Below are 18,525 nucleotides of genomic sequence, written 5' to 3'. Positions count from 1 at the left end.
GCGGCGGCTCAGGCCGCCAGCGGTCTGGCGCCGTGGTGGCTATGCAGGCGTTCGACCGTGTCCGGCGGCAGGTGCGCGACCAGCGAGGAGGTCGGGTCGTGCAGCGCGCGCGGCAGCAGCAGGCGCGACCAGTCGGCCAGGCCGGGGTCGCGGCGCTCGGCCCACAGCCGCAGTTCGGCGCGGCCGCGGCGGTCGAGCAGGTCCAGCATGGTGCGATCGTCGGGATCGCGCAGCGCCGCATCGAGTTCGGCGTTGAGCTGCGCGCCCAGTTGCGCCTGGACCTTGCCGTCCCAGACCAGGCTGTCGAGCGCGAGCAGATAGGCGTTGTCGAGCGCCTGCTTGAGCCGGCGCACCGGATCGCGCCGCACTTCGGCGCGGATCGCCGGCGCATAGGCCAGCGCGCCCAGATCGCGCACCAGGCGCTCGACCCGCGCCCGCGGCCAGCGCAGCGCGGCGGCGCCGAAGCCTTCGCCGGGTTGCGGCGCGAGCAGGGCCGGCGCGTCGCCGCTGGCGAGCCAGCGGCCGAGCAGGCGACGGCCGAGCGCGCTGTTGCGGGCGGCGGCGAGCAGTTCGGGTTCGATCCGGTCCGGACCGCTCCCGTGCCAGCTCGGATCGACCTCGGAGAGGATCGTCCGCAGCGCCGCCGTGCCGCTCATCCGTTCCAGACCCCGCTGCGTGCGTTGGTCGGCGCGGCCGCGGCGGCCGGCGCGAAGCGCGAGCGCAGGCGGCCGAAGAAGAACGCCACGATCGCCAGCACCACCAGCACGCCGGCGCCGATGATCACCGCGCTCAGGTCGATCGAGCCGATCACCGCGTTGAGCGGACCGCCGGACTGATGCGCCTTCGGCGGTGCGGTCACGGTGAAGAACTTGACCGTGACCTTGTTGACGTCGTCCAGGCCCTCGACGCTGTCCTTGACGAACACTTTGATGTCGGTTTCGCGGTCGCGCAGGCTCTGGCCGGGGCGCTCGAAGATCAGCACCGAGGCCGAGGAGTCCTGCACGTTGCCGCCGAGTGGGTCGCGGTCGGGCAGGGCGATATGCACGCGCGCCTCGACCACGCCGTCGATGCGGGTCAGGGTGCGCTGCAGTTCCTGCGACAGGCCGTACAGATAGCGCGCCTTTTCCTCCAGCGCGGAGGAGGCGAAGCCTTCCTTCTTGAACACGTCGCCGAGCGAGCTGTACTTCGCGCGCGGCAGGCCGCGCGAGGTCAGCACCTGCATCGCGTAGGGGATATCGCCGCGGTTGACCATGACCTCCCAGCCGGTCTTGCTCGGCGAGGGATCCTTTTCGGCCGGAATCCCCGCATCGAGCAGGGCCGCCATCAGTTCATTGGCCTGTTGCTCGTCGAGCTGGCTGTACAGCGGCGTGCGCGTACAGCCGACGATCAGCAGGCAGGCCAGCAGGGCCGCCATGACTCGTAACGCATTGAAGCCTGACGCCCTACCCATGCATCCCCCGTGGTGATTGCGTAGCGATTGCGAGCGAGCGCTCAGGACTGCTGACGGAACAATTGCTGGATGCCGTCGGAAGTGCGGTTGGCGACGTTCGAGGTGAGCTGCGAGGTGAACATGAACTGGTGGCAGCGCATGGTCATCTGGATCATCTCGCCCGAGGTCAGATCGGCGCTGTTGGCCGACATGGTCTTGGTCGCCGCGTCGATCTTGTCGGCGCCGCCGTTGAGATTGTCGAGCGCGGCCAGCACGGCGCGGGTGCCCTGCGACATTTCGGTCGGCGCGGCTTGCGCGGGCGCGCCGGCCTGGGCACCGCCGGAGGTCGGCGAGGCGCCTCGGTCGAATGCGGCGGCGAACTCGCGGATGTCGTAGGCCGACGCCTGCGGCGACTGCGCCGGCGATGCGGCGGCCGGCTGGGCGGCTTCGGCTGCGACTTGAATGGCTTCGATCATGGCCCTTTCTCCTGGAGCGTTGGGTCCGAACGAACAACAAATTACGGCTGGCGATCAAAGTAACGACGGTGCGGTGCGCGGTGCGATGGCGGCGCTTCGACGCAGCCGGCGCCCGGACCGAGATCCGGGCGCCGCGGCAGGAAGCGGCGACGTCGGGCCGCGCCGCGCCGTCAGTTCTTCGACGCCAGAGTCTTGAACGCGTCGCCGATGCTGTTGATCGAGGTCGAGGCGTTGTTGGAGATGAACTGCATGCGCAGGCTCTCGGAGGTCAACGCGATCATCGCCGAGGGCTGGTCGTTGCCGCCGCCGATCGAACCCGACAGTTCGGTGATGCGGCCGGCCTGGCTGTCCAGGGTCGAACCCCACGCCTTAGCCATCGCTTCGAACCAGCTGCCGCTGCCGCCGCCCGCGCCGCCGCCGGCGGAGACACCGCCGCCGCCACCGTTGGACGAAGCGCTGGCGTTCTTGCCGTTGCCGACGGTGTTGCTCTTGTTGACATCGGCGATGAAGCTGGTGACAAGGCCGGCGGTGCCGCCGGCGTTCGGATTTACCGTATTGCTCATGACGTCTCTCCTGCTCGTTGCGGCGTGGCCGCTGAATGGCGTGGAACAACGGATGAAGCGGAACTCTGAATGCGGCATTGCATACGGTCCAGTACGGACCTAAAGCGGATGCATGGTGCCGATCATGGATTTAATCGGTGATACACACGTGAAACCAGCTAGTGCTGACCCGGGGGTGGTCGGGATCACTCACGCCTCCCGGCCGGCTTCGCGGGCGCCTCGGAAACACTGAACGGGTTGTCGCTGCGCTTGTCCGCCGGCGTCGCGGGCGGGCGGGCAGCGGGCGTGGCGGCCGGGCTCACCGGCGCGACGGGCGCGGCCGGGGTGGCGTTGGTCGCGGTCGCGGTCGCGGTCGGTGCTGTGCCCGGCGCGGCGGCCGGCACGCCGCTGGCGGCCGCGGCTGCGGCGGCCTGCTCTTCGGCGGTCAGCGGCTGCGCCTTGAGCTGGTCGGTCATCCCGGTCAGCTTGTTCAGCGCCCAGGCCTTGTCGCCGATCGCGATCAGGCTGCGGCCATCGGGCATCACGTCGCCGACCGCGTACTCGTGGCCGTCGACATCGATCACGTGCGGGTTGGCGCCGCCGCGCACGATCTGCACTATCCGGGTCGGTTCGGCGCTGACCGGCGCCTTCTTGACCTCGGGCGCGGCCACGGTCGGCCCGGCCGGATGGCCTTCGTCGGCGAGATTGCGCGGAATCACCCGGCGCACGCCGTTGACGTCCTGCATCGCCCGCGACGCCACCGCGCGCTTGAACACGTCCTCGTTCTCGAACCGGCCGATCACTTCGACATCGCCGTTGCCCAGGTAACGCGTCTGCGTGGTCAGGCCCTGGCTGCGCAGCACTTCGCGCACGTCGCCGGCGATGTCGTCGCCGGTGCGCAGGTCCAGCCGCGCCTCGACTTCATCGGTAACCAGGCGCTTGCGGATCATCTCGCGCACCGTGGCGTCCTTGACCGTGCCCGACAGCACCAGGCTGCCGTCGTCGTTTTCGACCAGGCGGCCGCCGGCGATCGAGAATTCCTTGATCAGCGGCTGGACCACTTCTTTGGGCGTGGGCTTTTTCTCGAAACCCGGCATCACCGCCGCGGCGATCGCCACCGACACCAGCGACAGCGCGGCCAGGCCGGCGATCAGCGGCAGATGACGCATCGAGGATTTCGCCGGTTTGGCCAGCTCGCCCATGTTCGGCAGCATCGTCGCCCAGCCCGGGTCTTCGGCGGCGCCGACCGCGATCGACGCGCCGCCCATGTCGACGCGCTGCATCGCGCTCAACTCGGCCGGATCGCCCGGATTCAGGGTCTGGCCGTCGATCGTCAGCGGCGCATCGAGCGCGCGCAGCGACACCGTGCCGCCCATGCGGGTCAGAAACGCGTGACGCGGCGCGACGCCGGGATCGGACAGCACGATGTCGCAGTCGCCGCTGCTGCCGATCAGCACGGTTTCCTGCGCCGACAACGGCCGGCTGGCGCCGGTATGCAGGCCGGAGACCACACGCAGCACGCTGATCGCGGGGGTGATGCGGATTTCGCTGCGCGGGATCTCGCTGCGAGCGTCGGCCTTGGCGTCGAGCGCGCTCTTGCCGGCGTCGCCGGCAGGCGCCGCGCCGTCGGTCGGGGTGACCGGACCTGAAGTGTTCGGATCTTCGTCGATGGACATGGCGGACTCCTGTCTCAGACGCCGCCGCGGCGGGCGGCGTATACGGTCGGGACGCGCGTGGCGCGCGGGCCGGACGACCGGTGCATGGGGGAAGGACGGCGGAGAAGATTCATCGTCTGGGCTCCTCAGGCATTGACCTGGCCTGCCTGCACGATGCGCAGGTCAGGTGCGAGTTCCTGATAGGACAGCACCGGCAGTTCGAAGAAATCGATCTCCAGCAGCTTGCGTAGATGACGGCGAACATCCAGTGAACACAACAGCACCGGCTTAACGCCTTCAGCTTGGCGGCCCAGATGCGCGCGCACCTCGCTGCCCAGGCGGCCGGCCAGTTCCGGCGAAATCGCCAGCTGGGTCGCGCCGCCGGCCACCCGCACCGATTGGCGCAGGCGGTCCTCCAATTCAGGATGGATCAGCAGCACCTGCATGGTGCGGTCGCTGTCGGCGTAGCGATCGGCGATTTCGCGCTTGAGCGCCACGCGCACGTATTCGGTCAGCAGCACCACGTCCTTCTCGCGCCCGCCGACATCGGTGATCGCTTCGAAGGCGTCGCGCAGATTGCGGATCGGCACGCCTTCCTCGACCAGCCGGCGCAGCACGTCGGCGACCCGTTGCGGCGCGACCACGCGCAGCATTTCCTTGACCAGGTCCGGGTAGTCGCGCTGCATCTTGCCGAACAGGTTCGAGGTCTCCTGGATGCCGATGAAGCTGCCCATGCGCCGTTCCAGCGCCGCGCGCGAATGCTCGATCACCGTGGTCAGGCCGTCGCGGATATCCGCGCCGGCCTGACCGGTCCACTCGCCCGCCAGCGGCGGGAAGAACCCCGGCAGCTTGGGCGCGTTGGCGTCGCCGAGCCGGGCCGGACGGAACTGCGCGTTGGGCGACAGCCGCCCGAACGCGATGCGCGCGCCGAACGCGGTCAGGCGATAGCCGCCCAGGCCGTCGCCGTTGTCGAGGTCGGCGGCGATCTTGATCACCGGCACCGGCAACGGCACGCCGTACTCGTCGCGCAGGCGGCGCGCGACGTCGACGATGCGCTCGCGGGTGAGGTTTTCGCCGAACGCGGCCGCCAGGGTCGGCGACAGCTCCAGCTGCAACGGCGCGGGCGGCGCGATCTCGTCTTCGTTGACGACTTTCTCGTCGATGCCGCGCTCGCCCTCGGGGACCTTGAACGCGCGCCGCAGCACCGCCGAACCGTGGCGATAGCGCCAGGCGGCGAAGCCCAGCAGCACGATCGACAAGGCCAGGAACACCAGCTTCGGAAAGCCCGGCACGAAGATCATCAAGAACGCGAGGCAGCCGGTGATCAGCAGCACGCGCGGTTGGCCGGTGACCTGGCGGGTGATCGATTCGCCCAGGTGGCGGTCGTCCTCGTCGCCGGCGGTGCGGGTCACCACCAGGCCGGCGGCGATCGTCGCCAGGATCGCCGGAATCTGCGAAACCAGGCCGTCGCCGATGGTCAGGATGCTGTAGGTGTGGGTCGCGTCCGCCAGCGGCATGCCCTTCTGCAGCACGCCGATGGCCAGGCCGCCGAGCAGGTTGATGATGATGATGACGATGCCGGCGATGGCGTCGCCCTTCACGAACTTCATCGCGCCGTCGAGGCTGCCGTGCAGCTGGCTTTCGACCTCCAGCAGGCGGCGCTTCTTCTTGGCCTCGTCCTTGTCGAGCATGCCCGCGCGCAGGTCCGAGTCGATCGACAGCTGCTTGCCGGGCATCGCATCGAGGGTGAAACGCGCGGCGACCTCGGCCACGCGCTCGGCGCCCTTGGCGATGACGATGAACTGGACCACGGTGATGATCAGGAACACCACGAAGCCGACCACCAGGTTGCCGCCGGCGACCAGACTGCCGAAGGTTTCGACGATGTGACCGCCGTTGGCCTCGAGCAGGATCGAGCGGGTGATCGCGATCGACAGCGACAGCCGGAACAGCGTGGTCAGCAGCAGCACGCTGGGGAAACTGGAGAACGCCACGGGCGTTGGGATGTACAGCGCGATCAGCAGCAGGCCGAAGCCGATGGCGATGTTGATCGCGACCAGGGTGTCGATGATCGCCAGCGGCAGCGGCAGGATCATCACCGCGATGATGGTGACCGCGCCGATGGCCAGGATCACGTCGCTGTAACCGGCGCGGCGACGCGGAAGCGTGCCGGGCGGCGCGGCCATCAGGGAACTCAGCAGTGCTCGCATTCGGTCAGCCCCACATCCGGTTGCTGGGTGATCGGGCATGGGTTCGGGCATCGACGATGCGGCGGGGCCGGGATACCGCGCCGACACGCGCAGCGGCGATCGCGCCACGCCGCGGCGTCAAGCCGCAGGTTGCGATCGTCGTCGGGTTTGCGCTGTATCGAACGCTGAAAGCAGTCACTGCTCTGCCATGTACCCCTGAGCACCCACGCATGGCGCTGTCCTCAAACACGATGCCGGTTCGGACGGCCGATACTAAGTGTTAAGTGTCACCTGTTGTGTGAACGCAAACGTTGTTGTGCGTGATCTGCACAATCACGTCGCCTTGATCCCCGAGGCTTACATTCGCGCTCATCCAACGCTGTTTTTGTGAACTCGTGCGCAATTGCGTGATCGCGTTCGACTAACGTAAGCGCGCAGCGCTCAGGATTCGTGTTCGGTCGAAGCTGCGACGGCCGGCACAGAAGCAGTTGCGGTTGAAACCATCGCGGCAACCGCCGGCGCGATGTCCGCGGGGTCGAGTTCGGCGATCAGGTTCAGCGATTGCCCGGCCACGCCCACCGCCAGCGCGCGTCCGCTGCGCGTGCGCAGCACGACGATACGTTCGCGGGGGCCGACGGGGAGGATCTGCAGGATCGACAGCGGCGCATCGCGCCCGCTCAACCCGTGGCGCTTGCGCAGGTAATGCAGCACCGCGAGCAGCGCGGCGATGACCACCGCGACCGGCAGCAGGATCGAGATGAACTCGAAGAACATCGAAGGCGGTTGCGCGGCGGCCGCCGCAGGCGCCGCGGGCTTGGCGGCGGCGAACGCCGACAACGGCGCGCAGGCCAGGACGGCGGCGCAACGGATCAAGGAACGCGGCAGCAGGGGCAGTATCGGCATGGTGAGTCAGTGCGGGACCGAGGATCGGAGCGTGGGAACGAACGCGCGCGGGGCGCGGCCCGTCGCGGCGACATACCGTAACAGCCCGGCGCCCCGGCACGCGCGATGCCATCGCGAACGCAGGCGGCTTCACGTCGCCGGGCCGCGCGCCATGGCATGGATGTGAGCATGGGCAATGCCAAGACCACCCGCACCGGCCAGCGCGCCGCGCAGCTCCCGGCCGCGATCGACCCGTCCGCCGGCCTGCTCGGCGCGGTGCCGTTCGCCTGCGCGATGTTCGACGCCGACGGCGCCCTGATCGCCGGCAACGCGCGCTACCGCGAGGAATTCGGCGCGCTGCCCGAACACGCCCGGCGCGATGCGCTGCTGGCGCTGCTGCAGGGCGACAGCGGCGAGGGCAACGATCCGCGCGAGGTGTTGGCGCCGCACAGCGGCCGCTGGTACGCGCTGCACTGGGGCCGCGCCGAGCACGCCGCCGCGCCGGTCGAGGTGCTGACCGCGGTCGACATCAGCGAACGCATCGAGACCCTGGACTCACACAAGAACCGCCAGGAAAAACTGCTGTTCACCTCGCGCCTGATGTCGGTCGGCGAGATGGCCGCGACGCTCGCGCACGAGTTGAATCAACCGCTCGCGGCGATCATGAATTATCTGAACGGAAGTCTGCGCCTGGTCGAACAGGCCGGCGGCCCGGTCCAGGTCGAACGCGCGCTGCACGCCGCGCGCACCCAGGCCGAACACGCCGCGGCGGTGATTTCGCGAGTGCGCGAGTTCGTGCGCGCGCGCGAGCCACGGCGCGACGCCCACGAGCTGAGCCGGATCGCCGACACCGTGCTGGAGCTGCTGCGGCTGGAAGCCGAGCGCTTGCAGCTGCGCATCGACCTGGGCCTGCCGTCCAACCTCGCGCCGGTGTTCGCCGATCGGGTGATGATCGAGCAAGTGCTGCTGAACCTGGTCAAGAACGCGATCGAGGCGATGCGCGAAATCCCCGCGGCGCGGCGCGAATTGCGCATCGACGCGCGGATGAACCTCGACGACCAGGTCGAAGTGCGCGTGTCCGACCGCGGCGCCGGCCTGAGCCCGGCCGAACAGGACCAGCTGTTCTCGCCGTTCTTCACCACCAAGACCGACGGCCTGGGCATCGGCCTGGCGATCTGCCGCTCGATCATCGAATACCACGAGGGCCGGCTGTTCTTCGAACCGCGCGAAGGCGGCGGCAGCGTGTTCGGGTTTACCTTGCCCCGCTATGAGGCTCGTACTTGATGCTCGCCCGCGGATATCGTCGGCGCCCGGCCGCGGAGTCGCCAAGCCGATCCGGTGCAGGTCGATCACAGATGACAAAGGTCACCATCGCGACGGCCGCCCGCCGGGTTATACCGTCGCGTTCGCTGAAACTCATCGGGATGCGGACGCAGGCGATGAGGCCGGCCACCTGTTCATGTGCTGCAACACCCGATTCGCCGCGAAGGATCCGCCTGTGACCCAGCCCATGCCCAAACGAGCGTCGTACGCGCCGCGCAAACCGCCGCGGGGCGCGCGACCGTGTCGAGCCCGGTGGCAGCGGCCAGGAGCGCATCGCCGATGACCGAAGCACGCATCTACCTGGTCGACGACAACGACGGCTTTCGCGAATCCACCGCGTGGTTGCTGGAAACGGCCGGTTTCGAAGTCCAGGCCTACGCCTCCGGGCCGGCGTTTCTGGACGCCTATGCCGGCGAGCGCCACGGCACCCAGCCGTGCTGCCTGGTCTCCGACATCCGCATGCCGCTGATGAGCGGGCTGCAGTTGCAGGAAGAACTGCGCCGGCGCGGGATCGGCCTGCCGCTGGTGTTCGTGACCGCGCACGGCGACGTGCCGCTCGCGGTCGAGGCAATGCGCAAGGGCGCGTCCAACTTTCTCGAAAAACCGTTCAGCGACGAGGCCGTGATCGATGCGATCCGCGCGGCGATCGTCAACGCGCGCAACCACGCCGGCAGCGAGGCCGGCGACGACCGGCTGGCCAAGCTCAGCCCGCGCGAGCGTCAGGTCATGGACCTGGTGGTGGCGAGCAAGCCGAACAAGATCATCGCCGACGTGCTCGGCATCAGCGTCAAGACCGTGGAGCTGCATCGATCGAACATGATGAACAAACTCGGAGTACGCTCGCTGCCCGAGCTGATGAAGGTGGCATTGGGCCATGGATGAATCGCACAGCCCGATGACGGGGCATGACAGTTATTCCGAAGCCGCGGCGCAGGCGCCGGCCGGATCGATCCGCGGCCGGGTGCCGTCGCTGCCGCTGTGGCAGGCGCAGGCGCTGTGCGGGTTGTTCGGCGCCGCGCAACGCTGGCCAGTGCGCGACGGCGGCTGGCTGAGCTTCGCCCAGGCCGGCGCGATCGACGGCGAAGTGGTCACCCTCGAAGGCGACGGCGCGCGGATCAAGCTGCAGCTCGACAGCGGGCTGGCGATCGATACCGACACCGGCCTGCACTGGAGCGACTACCAGGGCCGCTCGCGCGTGCTCGCCTGGAGCCTGGCGCACGAATCGCAGCTGGTGCGGCTGAGCCAGGCGCTCGACATCGCGCTGATCCCGGTGGTCGACGACGGCAACACCTCGCTGCACAACCTGCAAACCCACAACACCGCCAGCCTCGACGGCCTGTGGCTGGCCTTCACCATCGCCGACGGCGGCGGCCAGGTGCGCGTACGCGGCCATCTGCGCATCCCGCCGGGCTGGGTCGAACGGCTGTTGTTCCGCGCCGAAATCTTCGAACGTGCGCGCGACGACGACTCCGGCGGCTACCGCGACTGGACCGATCTGCCGGTGCCGATCGCGCTGCGCTGGCTAGGCCCGCAACTGCGCCGCGCGCAATGGCGCCAGCTGCGTCCCGGCGACGTGCTGGTGATCGGCAACTACCAACGGCCGCCGCCGGTGCAGGCGCAGGTACCGGGCTATGCCTGGCCGCTGCTGCCGGTCGCCGACGGCTGGCGCATCGACGGCCCGCCCTTGACCCTTTCCACGCATCAGGAGACTTCCCCGATGAGCGACACCGACGCCGCGCCCGAATCGGCCGAACCCAACGCACCGGAGGTTCCGGTCCGCCTCGAATTCGACCTGGGCCGGCTGGAATGCCGCTACGAGGACCTGGCCGGCTTCCAGCCCGGTTACGTGTTCGCGCTGCCCTCGCGGCTGGAAGGCGCGAACGTGGTGATCCGCGCCAACGGCCGCGACGCGGGGCGCGGCGAAATCGTCGCGGTCGGCGACACCCTGGGTGTTCGCCTGCTCGCCTGGAGCTGAACCATGGATTTCAGTTCGTTCTCGCCGGCGCTGGTGCTGATCACGGTGGTCAGCCTCGCGCTGGCGCCGTTCGTCGCGGTGATGGTGACCTCGTTCACCAAGATCGTGGTGGTGCTCAGTCTGCTGCGCAACGCGCTCGGCCTGCAGCAGGTGCCGCCGAACGTGGTCATCAACGGTCTGGCGATCGTGCTGTCGATCTACGTGATGTATCCGGTGATCCTGGAGACCCACGACGCGATCAACGCGCGCATGAGCGGTACGACCGTGGCCGCGGCGACGCAGGGTCAGCCGCCGGGGACTGCCGCGGCGACGACGCCGGGGGCCGCGACGACTGCGACCACGCCGGCACCGGCTGCCGCCGCGGCACCGGGCGCCGCCCCCGCTGCGGCGACTCCGGCCGCGACAGCGACGGTTCCGGCCGCGCCGACCGCCGCGCCCGCGACGACGACGACGAACACCGCCACCGCGCAAGCCGCAGCACCGGCCGTCGGTGCGAGACGACCGGCTGCGCCGTCGGCCTTGCTCGGCGGTACCGGCAAGATGGACACCACCCGCCTGCTGCAGATGATGGACGCCGGCAAGGAGCCGTTGCGCGGCTTCCTGATCAAGCACTCCAGCGACGCCGAGCGCGCGTTCTTCCTGCGCAGCGCGCAGCGCCTGCTGCCGCCCAACGCGCGCGCCGACATCAGCGTCAACGATTTCCTGGTGGTGATCCCCGCGTTCACCGTCAGCGAACTCACCGCCGCGTTCCAGATCGGCTTCCTGATCTTCCTGCCGTTCCTGATCATCGACCTGGTGGTGTCGAACATCCTGCTGTCGCTGGGCATGATGATGCTGTCGCCGACCACCGTGTCGCTGCCGTTCAAGCTGCTGCTGTTCGTATTGATCGGCGGCTGGGCCAAGTTGGTGCATGGTTTGGTGTTGACTTATGGCGGGTGAGGCCGGGAATCGGGAATGGAGAATCGGGAATCGTAAAAGCGGGCGTCATCGCTTTGCCGATTCACCCTCCACACCCGATGCCCCGCTTTTCCGATTCCCGATTCCCGATTCCCAATTCCCGGCAGCACGCTAATGGGCGACATGCTCGAAATGACCAAACAGGCGCTGTGGCTGACGCTGCTGCTGTCGGGCCCGCCGGTGGTCGCCGCCGCCGTGGTCGGGCTGGTCGTGGCCTTCATCCAGGCCGCCACCCAGCTGCAGGAACAGACCTTCGCCTACGCGATCAAATTCACCGTGATCGTGGTGACCTTGTTCGTGACCGCCTCGATGATCGGCGGCACCCTTTACACCTTCGCCGACCGCATCTTCCTCGATTTCCCGGGCATGGTCCGGCACTGATGCGCGGCGGTTCGCTCGCGCGGCGCGCACGCCGATGAATTTCGATTCGGTCGGCAACATCATGCTGGCGCTCGGGCTGGTGCTGCCGCGGGTGATCGGCGCGTTCATGATGTTGCCGCTGATCACCAACGAAAACATGCCGCCGCTGGTGCGCAACAGCTTCATGGTCAGCCTGGCGATCATCGCGATCCCGGTGGCGATGAACGGAGTGCCCTTGAACGAGCTGGGCACGTTTTCGTGGGCGCCGATCATCCTCAAGGAATTGTTCATCGGCGTGTCGATCGGGTTTTGCTACGGCATGGTGTTCTGGGCGATCAGCGCCGCCGGCAACGTCATCGACACCCAGGTCGGCATGACCCTGGCGCAGGTGTTCGATCCGATCCAGGGCCACCAGGCGTCGCTGCACGGCAACTTCCTGTCGCACTTCGCCTCGTGGCTGTTCATGGCCAGCGGCGCGTTCCTGGTGTTCCTCGACCTGCTGCTGTCGAGCTATGCGATGTGGCCGGTGAACTCGTTCTTCCCGAACCTGCACCAGGCCGGCATGGAGTTGTTCGTCGGCCAGTTCAGTTACCTGATGACCGCGCTGCTGGTGCTGGCCGCGCCGGCGATGGTGGTGCTGCTGCTGATCGACCTGTCGTTCGGCCTGGTCAACCGCTTCGCGCCGCAGCTCAACGTGTTCACCATCACCATGCCGATCAAGGCGTGGCTGGCGACGTGGATCATCCTGTTGATGCTGGGGGTGTATGTGGAGATCGTGCTGGATCGGCTGGCGGATAACCGCGGGCTGCTGGATGCGTTGAATCGGGTGTTTGGCGGTTGATCGATCGGTAGGTGCGCGAAGTCCGCAGCCGTTGTTGTTTCGCTTTCGCTGTTGCTCCCGCCGTTGCTGTTGCCCCATTTGGAAAAGGGGGCGAACGGCCGCGAAGCGGACGTGGGGGATTTGCTTTTGCTTTTGCTCTTCAGCTTCTAATCCGAAACAGCAAAAGCAAATCCCCCCTGGCCCCCTTTTTCAAAGGGGGGGACCCCTTCGGTTGGGGGAACTGCGGCGGGATCGCGCTTAGTTTCGGAGGCAGGGCGAACGACGCGAGCGGCTCTGCGTCGACCTCACTCCAACGGCGGCGGCAACTCCGGCGCGCTGGTATCGCCGTCGCGCAGACGGCGCACGGTCTCGGCCCAGTGCAGCACCTCGGCCACGGCTTCGAAGAATTCGTTGCCGATGTAGTCGTCCAGCTCCACATGCTCGTGCAGCCCACGCGCCAGTTGCACGTTCTGCAGGATCGGCACGCCGGCCTCGGTGGCCGCGCGCTTGATCTCTTCGGCCAGGTAACCCTCGCCCTTGGCCACCACCACCGGCAGGTCGGTGGTGCCGTGCTCGTACTGCAGGGCGATGGCGATGTGGGTGGGGTTGGTCACGACGACATTGGATTGGCGGACGGCATTGAGCATGCTCTGCTGAGACCACTCCTGATGCAACTGCCGGCGCCGGCTCTTCACGTACGGGTCGCCCTCGCTCTCCTTGACCTCCTGCTGGATGTCGCGCCGGCTCATGCGCAGTTGCTTGGTGTAGGAGAACTTCTGGTACCACACGTCGATCGCCGAGACGAAGAAGAACACGAAGATCGTCCAGATCACGATCCGCACCAGCCCGTACCAGATGCCCGAGCCCATCGCCTCGGCCGGCGCGTACGGCAGCATCATCAGCTGGGCGAGCATCTTGTAGATCACGAACACGCCGATGCCGATCAGCGCCGAGCTTTTCATCACCGACTTGACCAGCTCGACCAGGTTGTCGACCGAGAACATCTTCTTGAGCCCCTCGGCGGGGTTCATCTTGTCCATGCTGGGCTTGACCTTGCCCAGGCTCAGCACCGGCCCGACCTGCAGGAACTCGATCACCACGCCCAGGAACACCGCCATCCCCAGCAGCGGCAACGACAGCCACAGCAGCGTGTCGAACGCGGTCGCGCCGACCTCGCGCAGGGCGTCGCCGAAGGGCTGGTTGATCGCCTTGAGGCTGGTGTCGAACAGCAGGATCATCTTGGCGCGCATGAAGTCGAGCATCATCCAGCCGCACACCACCCAGCCGAGCATCAGCACGGTGCTGGTCAGCTCCTTGCTCTTGGCGACGTTGCCTTCCTTGCGCGCGTCGCGGATCTTTTTCTGGGTAGGCGGCTCGGTCTTGTCGGCGCCCTGGTCCTTCGCCATGCGCGGCCCTTGCAGCGAGGGGAAACCGAGGCTAGCACGCGTCGTGCGGGGTGGAAGTGGCGAGTGTCAGCAAACCGCTGGCCACGGGTAGCGCGGTATCCTCAAGCCGTCCCGGCCGCGAACCTCGCCGCCCGGGCCAGTTACCGTGAAGCCGGGCATGAACCGCCCCGGCCCACCTAGGGTCACCCCGAGTTGGCCGAGTCACCCCCCGGCGCTACATTCCTTCCATCCCCCCGACTTCACCCGTGACCCGCCCCGCATGAGCAGCATCGGCCCCGACTCGCGCATCGACCGCACCGGCTTGGACAGCCAGGCCGCGCTCGAAGCCCTGCGCGGGCGCGAGACGACGCCGGACCAGCCGATCCAGCACGCCTCGCCGGTCGCCGAAGCGGTTCCGGCCCATGCCCCGCCCGCGGTCGATGCGGGCGAGACCGTGCTCAACGCCGACGCCTGGCGCGACGTGCCCGCGGGCGAGCGCCTGCTTTCGGGCGACAGCGGCCTGGAGCGCGAACTCGGGTCGATGGACCTGTCCGCCGCAGCCGATCGCGGCGCCGACGCGGTGCTGGATTCGCTGACCGCCTGAGCCCGGCGCGGCACCCGTCTCATCCGCGCGACCGCCGCCTGCACGCTGCCGATCCTCGCGCCTGCGCTAGGCTAGCCGTCATCGCCGCCACCCGCGTTGTTCCGTGAACGATACCGCTCCCTCCGCCGAAGCCCTGCGCACCGGCGCCGATCGCCTGATCTCGGCGCTCGCCGCGCACAGCGACCCCGAGTACCGCCTGACCGTGCTCAAGCGGGTCGTGCGCCGGCTCGGCGAGGACCGCTATCCCTTGTTCATCCGCCTGCTCGGCGTGGTCGCCGAAAGCGACGATGCGCGCGCCCAGCGCCTGCTGGCCGACACCTTCGGCACCGCGCTGCGGCGCATGGACCTGCCCGGCGGCGCGCTGAGCTCCTGGGGCGCGACCCGCCTGCCCGACGCGAGCGGGCCGGTCGCGGTCAGCGCGCTGTCCGGGCATTTCTTCGGCGCCACGCCGCGGCGATTGCTCGGCCCGGTCGAGTACCTGACCGTGTGGCATCTGCAACGCACCCAGCGCACCGCGCTGGGCGCGGCGACCTTCCGCAGCGCGCTGTCGCATCTGGTCGCCCTGCTCAACCGCAGCGAAGACGCGCGCACGCTGTACCCGCAGAAGCTCGCCGCCGATGCGCAGAACGAACTCGAGGGCGCCTACACCCGCGCGACCCGCGAACGCCTCGCCGCGATCGCCGCGGCCTGGCGCGACGGCAAGTCGCCCGACGCGGTCGCGCAGGCGGCACTGGATACCGACGATGCGCCGCATCCCAGCGGTTGGGTGGTGCGCGATCTTTGAGGCCGATCGGCGCGGCGTGTGAGCGACGCGCTGTATCGATAGCGAGGGCGGCGCTGGGTAGCGACGATGCGCCGTATCCCGGCGATCGAGCGATGCACGATCTATGAAGCGAACCGGCGCAGCGTGCAAGCGACGCGCTGTATCGATAACGAGGGCGGCGCTGGGTAGCGACGATGCGCCGTATCCCGGCGATCGAGCGATGCACGATCTATGAAGCGAATCGGCGCGGCGTGCAAGCGGCGCGCTGTATCGAGATCGAGGGCGGCGCCGGATAGGGACGATGCGCCGTACCCCGGCGGTTGAGTGGTGCGCGATCCCTGAAGCGAACCGGCGCAGCGCGCAAGGCGCGCGCTTTGTCGGCATCGATGTTCGCGATCACGTGCCAACGAAGTATTGACGCGTCGCTTGCATCGAAGTGACTGGGCGATGCGTCCGAACTGATCGAACGACGACGCACCGCGGCCCGTCGATCGGCTGGTCCCGCCGTATCGCAACCCCGCCGCCGAAATACCCTCGACGCCATGCCTGCGACACTCGGCCACATCCGCCGATCCCGCGCCGATGCTGCAATGCCGCTTTCCGCATCGACGAGGTGGCCCGTGCCCGACCGCCCCACCGCTCTCGCCCGCCTGCCGCGTTCGTTCGCGCGTCGGCGCCTGCTGACCGGCCTCGCCGCGGCCACCGTGCTGTCGGCCTGCGGCGGCCGCAAGCCGCTGTCGCTGCACGGCATCGACCTGAGCGGCCGCGATTTCGGCAAGGACTTCCGCCTGCTTGATCCCGACGGACGCGAACGCACGCTCGCCGATTTCCGCGGCAAGCTGGTGCTGCTGTTCTTCGGCTTCACCCTGTGCCCCGACGTCTGCCCGACCGCGCTGACCCGCGCAGTGCAGATCCGCAAACTGCTCGGCCGCGATGCCGAGCGCCTGCAGGTGCTGTTCGTCACCCTCGACCCGGAACGCGACACGCCGCCGGTGCTGCGCGCCTACACCCAGGCCTTCGACCGCAGCTTCCTCGGCCTGACCGCCAGCCCCGAGCGCATCGCCGAAACGGCCAAGGCCTTCCGCGTGATCTACGCCAAGGTGCCGACCGGATCGACCTACACCATTGACCATTCGGCGCTGAGCTACGTCTACGACGCCGACGGCGTGTTGCGCCTGGCGCTGCGCCACGAACAGAGCGCGCCCGACTGCGTGCACGACCTCCGCCAGATTCTGTGAGCCTGCAATGACGATGACCCAACCGATCGCCGCACTGATCCTGTCGCTGGCCCTGTCCGGCGCCGCCCATGCGCAAGTCGCGGTGGACGCGCCGTGGGTGCGCGCGAGCGTGCCACAGCAGACCGCGACCGGCGCCTTCATGCGCCTGACCGCGAGCCGTGACCTGCGCCTGATCGGCGCGCGTTCGGATGCGGCGCAGACCACCGAAGTGCATGAGATGGCGATGCAGGGACAGATGATACGCATGCGCCAGGTGGCCGCCTTGCCGCTGCCGCGCGGACAGGTGGTCGCGCTCGCACCCGGCGGCTACCACGTGATGCTGATCGGCCTGAAGCGGCCGCTGAGCGCCGGCGAGCAAGTGACGCTGACCTTGGTGTTCGAAGATGCGGGCGGCAAGCGCAGCGAGCAGACCGTGCAGGCGCCGGTGCGGCCGTTGGGTGCGGGCGGGCCTTGATCGCGAGCTTGAATACTCAAACACCGAAAACCCGCGAAGCCGCGAAGTCTTTTGTGGGAGGGGCTTTAGCCCCGATGCTTTTCGATCAGATTGCGATGAATCACGACAGTCGGAACGAAAAGCGTCGGGGCTAAAGCCCCTCCCACAACAGCCAGCACGCGTGCCGCCTGGCGGCTACCTGTAGGAGCGGCGCAAGCCGCGACCGCGAATCCGCACCGACGACGCAAGCCGCTATCAGACAATCGTAGCAACCACCCTTCAGACAGCGACGACGCAATCGGCCGCATGGCGGTCGCGGCTTGCGCCGCTCCTACAGGTAGCGCTCGCTGCAACGGCGGATCGGGCGAGATGCGCAGCAAAGAGGCGAGCGGCCACGCGAGAAACGCGTCGGTCGCTACTCAGCCTCTCAAGCCAGCTCGGACGCAGCGAAGTTTTTTGTGGGAGGGGCTTGAGCCCCGACGCTTTTCGGTCAGATTGCGATGAATCACAACTATTGGAACGGAAAGCGTCGGGGTTGAAACCCCTCCCACAACAGCCGGCCCTCGTGCCACTTGCCTGGCGGCTACCTGTAGGAGCGGCGCAAGCCGCGACCGCGAATCCACACCGACGGCGCAAACCGCTGTCAGACAATCGTAGCGACTACCCTTCAGACAGCAACGACGCAATCGGCCGCATGGCGGTCGCGGCTTGCGCCGCTCCTACAGGTAGCCCTCGTCGCAGCGCCGGATCGGGCGGGATGCGCAGCGAAGAGGCGAGCGACCACGCGAGGAACGCGCCACCGGCGACTCACAACCCGATCGAACTGCGCTCCGGCCCCGGCCGCTTGCCGAGCTTGCGCTGCAGCGAGCGCCGATGCATGCCCAGCAATCGCGCGGTCGCCGAGATGTTGCCGCCGGTGTCGTTGAGCGCCTGCTGGATGTGCTCCCACTCCAGCCGCCGCAGCGGCGTCATCGTGTCCGGCGCGATCGGCAGGGGCGATCCGTCGTGCGGTTCCAGGCCGAGCGCGGCGAGGATGGCGGCGACGCTGGCCGGCTTGGGCAGGTAGTCGTCGGCGCCGCGCTTGATCGCGTCGACCGCGGTGGCGACGCTGGCGTAGCCGGTGACCAGGACGATGCGCATGTCGGCGCGCAACTCGCGCAGCGGGCGGATCAGTTGCAGGCCCGATTCCGCGCCGAGCTTGAGGTCGACCAAGGCGAAGCCCGGCGGTTGCGCGAGGGCCAGGTCCAGCGCCTGACGCAGGTTGGCGGCGGTGCGGGTCTCGATCCCGCGTCGCGCCAGGCTGCGCTGCAAGGTCGCGGCATAGGCCGCGTCGTCGTCGACGATCAGGCCGCCGGCGGTCGGGCCGCCGAGAACGGGTCGGGCAAACATCGATGCGTTCATGCGCGGCATCCTAAACCCGCGGGCGCGCGGCGGCACTGCGGCAAACTGCCCCAGGACAAAGTGTCCAGGGGTGTGGTTGGCGCTGGTCCTCAC

The 18,525-nt window shown here is 68.4% G+C and carries 20 protein-coding genes; 11 read left to right on the top strand and 9 right to left on the bottom strand.

Going from position 1 to position 18,525, the window contains the following annotated elements; genetic code table 11:
- Window positions 1–8 precede the first annotated feature (8 nt).
- The 7 genes from KME82_RS01040 to KME82_RS01010 all read right to left on the bottom strand — a co-directional run bounded on the left by KME82_RS01040 (window position 9) and on the right by KME82_RS01010 (window position 7,065).
- The gene (locus KME82_RS01040) at window positions 9–656 is read right to left on the bottom strand and encodes a hypothetical protein (protein ID WP_215496881.1); all 648 of its coding nucleotides are present in this window, start codon (window positions 654–656) and stop codon (window positions 9–11) included.
- Window positions 653–1,414: a type III secretion system inner membrane ring lipoprotein SctJ gene (gene sctJ / locus KME82_RS01035; protein WP_215496880.1), complete on the bottom strand. Its 762-nt coding sequence runs from the start codon at window positions 1,412–1,414 to the stop codon at window positions 653–655. The genes KME82_RS01040 and sctJ overlap by 4 nt, the downstream gene beginning before the upstream one ends.
- Window positions 1,415–1,491: 77 nt before the next feature.
- Window positions 1,492–1,905 (bottom strand): hypothetical protein, encoded by a 414-nt coding sequence (locus KME82_RS01030; protein WP_056109267.1) that lies wholly within the window; start codon window positions 1,903–1,905, stop codon window positions 1,492–1,494.
- Between the two features lie 170 nt (window positions 1,906–2,075).
- Complete coding sequence (locus KME82_RS01025; RefSeq protein WP_194735187.1) at window positions 2,076–2,468, bottom strand: hypothetical protein; 393 nt, start codon at window positions 2,466–2,468, stop codon at window positions 2,076–2,078.
- 185 nt (window positions 2,469–2,653) lie between these two features.
- Window positions 2,654–4,123 (bottom strand): FHA domain-containing protein, encoded by a 1,470-nt coding sequence (locus KME82_RS01020; RefSeq protein WP_215496879.1) that lies wholly within the window; start codon window positions 4,121–4,123, stop codon window positions 2,654–2,656.
- A gap of 125 nt (window positions 4,124–4,248) precedes the next feature.
- Window positions 4,249–6,312 carry an FHIPEP family type III secretion protein gene (locus KME82_RS01015; protein ID WP_215496878.1) on the bottom strand — a complete coding sequence of 688 codons (2,064 nt, stop codon included), beginning with the start codon at window positions 6,310–6,312 and terminating at the stop codon, window positions 4,249–4,251.
- A gap of 420 nt (window positions 6,313–6,732) precedes the next feature.
- Window positions 6,733–7,065, bottom strand: coding sequence for a FliO/MopB family protein (locus KME82_RS01010; RefSeq protein WP_215496877.1), 333 nt, complete (start codon window positions 7,063–7,065; stop codon window positions 6,733–6,735).
- Between KME82_RS01010 and KME82_RS01005 the strand changes: the two genes are divergently transcribed.
- The 7 genes from KME82_RS01005 (at window position 7,049) to sctT (ending at window position 12,629) form a co-directional block, all read left to right on the top strand.
- Window positions 7,049–7,360, top strand: a complete 312-nt coding sequence (locus tag KME82_RS01005; RefSeq protein WP_215496876.1) for a hypothetical protein — start codon at window positions 7,049–7,051, stop codon at window positions 7,358–7,360. The two genes, KME82_RS01010 and KME82_RS01005, sit on opposite strands and share 17 nt — an antisense overlap.
- A 2-nt stretch (window positions 7,361–7,362) precedes the next feature.
- Entirely contained in the window at window positions 7,363–8,457 is a 1,095-nt protein-coding gene (locus KME82_RS01000) for a sensor histidine kinase (RefSeq protein WP_215496875.1), read from the top strand.
- Between the two features lie 318 nt (window positions 8,458–8,775).
- Window positions 8,776–9,378 (top strand): response regulator transcription factor, encoded by a 603-nt coding sequence (locus tag KME82_RS26775; RefSeq protein ID WP_036113398.1) that lies wholly within the window; start codon window positions 8,776–8,778, stop codon window positions 9,376–9,378.
- On the top strand, window positions 9,371–10,471 hold the full coding sequence (gene sctQ, locus KME82_RS00990) for a type III secretion system cytoplasmic ring protein SctQ (RefSeq protein WP_215496874.1): 1,101 nt from the start codon (window positions 9,371–9,373) through the stop codon (window positions 10,469–10,471). The genes KME82_RS26775 and sctQ overlap by 8 nt, the downstream gene beginning before the upstream one ends.
- A 3-nt stretch (window positions 10,472–10,474) precedes the next feature.
- Window positions 10,475–11,410 carry an EscR/YscR/HrcR family type III secretion system export apparatus protein gene (locus KME82_RS26770; protein ID WP_286673199.1) on the top strand — a complete coding sequence of 312 codons (936 nt, stop codon included), beginning with the start codon at window positions 10,475–10,477 and terminating at the stop codon, window positions 11,408–11,410.
- Window positions 11,411–11,542: 132 nt separating this feature from the next.
- The gene (gene sctS / locus KME82_RS00975; RefSeq protein WP_036113388.1) at window positions 11,543–11,809 is read left to right on the top strand and encodes a type III secretion system export apparatus subunit SctS; all 267 of its coding nucleotides are present in this window, start codon (window positions 11,543–11,545) and stop codon (window positions 11,807–11,809) included.
- Window positions 11,810–11,843: 34 nt separating this feature from the next.
- Window positions 11,844–12,629 carry a type III secretion system export apparatus subunit SctT gene (gene sctT / locus KME82_RS00970; RefSeq protein WP_215496873.1) on the top strand — a complete coding sequence of 262 codons (786 nt, stop codon included), beginning with the start codon at window positions 11,844–11,846 and terminating at the stop codon, window positions 12,627–12,629.
- Between the two features lie 284 nt (window positions 12,630–12,913).
- Here sctT and sctU read toward each other — a convergent pair whose 3' ends face one another.
- A complete protein-coding gene (sctU, locus tag KME82_RS00965) occupies window positions 12,914–14,014 on the bottom strand; it encodes a type III secretion system export apparatus subunit SctU (protein ID WP_215496872.1) in 1,101 nt (366 codons plus the stop codon).
- 259 nt (window positions 14,015–14,273) lie between these two features.
- Here sctU and KME82_RS00960 point away from each other — a divergent pair, with 259 nt between their 5' ends.
- From KME82_RS00960 to KME82_RS00945, 4 genes are all read left to right on the top strand, one after another.
- Window positions 14,274–14,597 (top strand): hypothetical protein, encoded by a 324-nt coding sequence (locus KME82_RS00960; RefSeq protein WP_215496871.1) that lies wholly within the window; start codon window positions 14,274–14,276, stop codon window positions 14,595–14,597.
- Window positions 14,598–14,700: 103 nt separating this feature from the next.
- Window positions 14,701–15,381, top strand: a complete 681-nt coding sequence (locus tag KME82_RS00955) for a hypothetical protein (protein WP_215496870.1) — start codon at window positions 14,701–14,703, stop codon at window positions 15,379–15,381.
- Window positions 15,382–15,980: 599 nt separating this feature from the next.
- On the top strand, window positions 15,981–16,598 hold the full coding sequence (locus KME82_RS00950) for an SCO family protein (protein ID WP_252255573.1): 618 nt from the start codon (window positions 15,981–15,983) through the stop codon (window positions 16,596–16,598).
- Window positions 16,599–16,605: 7 nt separating this feature from the next.
- Window positions 16,606–17,052 (top strand): copper chaperone PCu(A)C, encoded by a 447-nt coding sequence (locus tag KME82_RS00945; protein WP_252255571.1) that lies wholly within the window; start codon window positions 16,606–16,608, stop codon window positions 17,050–17,052.
- Between the two features lie 786 nt (window positions 17,053–17,838).
- Here the strand turns inward: KME82_RS00945 and KME82_RS00940 are convergent.
- Window positions 17,839–18,432: a response regulator transcription factor gene (locus KME82_RS00940; RefSeq protein WP_252255569.1), complete on the bottom strand. Its 594-nt coding sequence runs from the start codon at window positions 18,430–18,432 to the stop codon at window positions 17,839–17,841.
- Window positions 18,433–18,525: the final 93 nt, after the last annotated feature.

It is taken from the genome of Lysobacter capsici, from assembly GCF_018732085.1.
In the GTDB taxonomy this organism is placed as follows: Bacteria; Pseudomonadota; Gammaproteobacteria; order Xanthomonadales; family Xanthomonadaceae; genus Lysobacter; species Lysobacter capsici_A.
The sequence above is the reverse complement of the archived record's forward strand: the minus strand, read 5'-3'. Positions and strand labels throughout refer to the sequence as shown.

What these genes read in the sequence shown, in the direction of transcription:
- KME82_RS01040 (WP_215496881.1), bottom strand. Translation starts at nt 656, where the DNA reads ATGAGCGGCACGGCGGCGCTGCGGACGATCCTCTCCGAGGTCGATCCG.
- sctJ (WP_215496880.1), bottom strand. Translation starts at nt 1,414, where the DNA reads ATGGCGGCCCTGCTGGCCTGCCTGCTGATCGTCGGCTGTACGCGCACG.
- KME82_RS01030 (WP_056109267.1), bottom strand. Translation starts at nt 1,905, where the DNA reads ATGATCGAAGCCATTCAAGTCGCAGCCGAAGCCGCCCAGCCGGCCGCC.
- KME82_RS01025 (WP_194735187.1), bottom strand. Translation starts at nt 2,468, where the DNA reads ATGAGCAATACGGTAAATCCGAACGCCGGCGGCACCGCCGGCCTTGTC.
- KME82_RS01020 (WP_215496879.1), bottom strand. Translation starts at nt 4,123, where the DNA reads ATGTCCATCGACGAAGATCCGAACACTTCAGGTCCGGTCACCCCGACC.
- KME82_RS01015 (WP_215496878.1), bottom strand. Translation starts at nt 6,312, where the DNA reads ATGCGAGCACTGCTGAGTTCCCTGATGGCCGCGCCGCCCGGCACGCTT.
- KME82_RS01005 (WP_215496876.1), top strand. Translation starts at nt 7,049, where the DNA reads ATGAACTCGAAGAACATCGAAGGCGGTTGCGCGGCGGCCGCCGCAGGC.
- KME82_RS01010 (WP_215496877.1), bottom strand. Translation starts at nt 7,065, where the DNA reads ATGTTCTTCGAGTTCATCTCGATCCTGCTGCCGGTCGCGGTGGTCATC.
- KME82_RS01000 (WP_215496875.1), top strand. Translation starts at nt 7,363, where the DNA reads ATGGGCAATGCCAAGACCACCCGCACCGGCCAGCGCGCCGCGCAGCTC.
- KME82_RS26775 (WP_036113398.1), top strand. Translation starts at nt 8,776, where the DNA reads ATGACCGAAGCACGCATCTACCTGGTCGACGACAACGACGGCTTTCGC.
- sctQ (WP_215496874.1), top strand. Translation starts at nt 9,371, where the DNA reads ATGGATGAATCGCACAGCCCGATGACGGGGCATGACAGTTATTCCGAA.
- KME82_RS26770 (WP_286673199.1), top strand. Translation starts at nt 10,475, where the DNA reads ATGGATTTCAGTTCGTTCTCGCCGGCGCTGGTGCTGATCACGGTGGTC.
- sctS (WP_036113388.1), top strand. Translation starts at nt 11,543, where the DNA reads ATGGGCGACATGCTCGAAATGACCAAACAGGCGCTGTGGCTGACGCTG.
- sctT (WP_215496873.1), top strand. Translation starts at nt 11,844, where the DNA reads ATGAATTTCGATTCGGTCGGCAACATCATGCTGGCGCTCGGGCTGGTG.
- sctU (WP_215496872.1), bottom strand. Translation starts at nt 14,014, where the DNA reads ATGGCGAAGGACCAGGGCGCCGACAAGACCGAGCCGCCTACCCAGAAA.
- KME82_RS00960 (WP_215496871.1), top strand. Translation starts at nt 14,274, where the DNA reads ATGAGCAGCATCGGCCCCGACTCGCGCATCGACCGCACCGGCTTGGAC.
- KME82_RS00945 (WP_252255571.1), top strand. Translation starts at nt 16,606, where the DNA reads ATGACGATGACCCAACCGATCGCCGCACTGATCCTGTCGCTGGCCCTG.
- KME82_RS00940 (WP_252255569.1), bottom strand. Translation starts at nt 18,432, where the DNA reads ATGAACGCATCGATGTTTGCCCGACCCGTTCTCGGCGGCCCGACCGCC.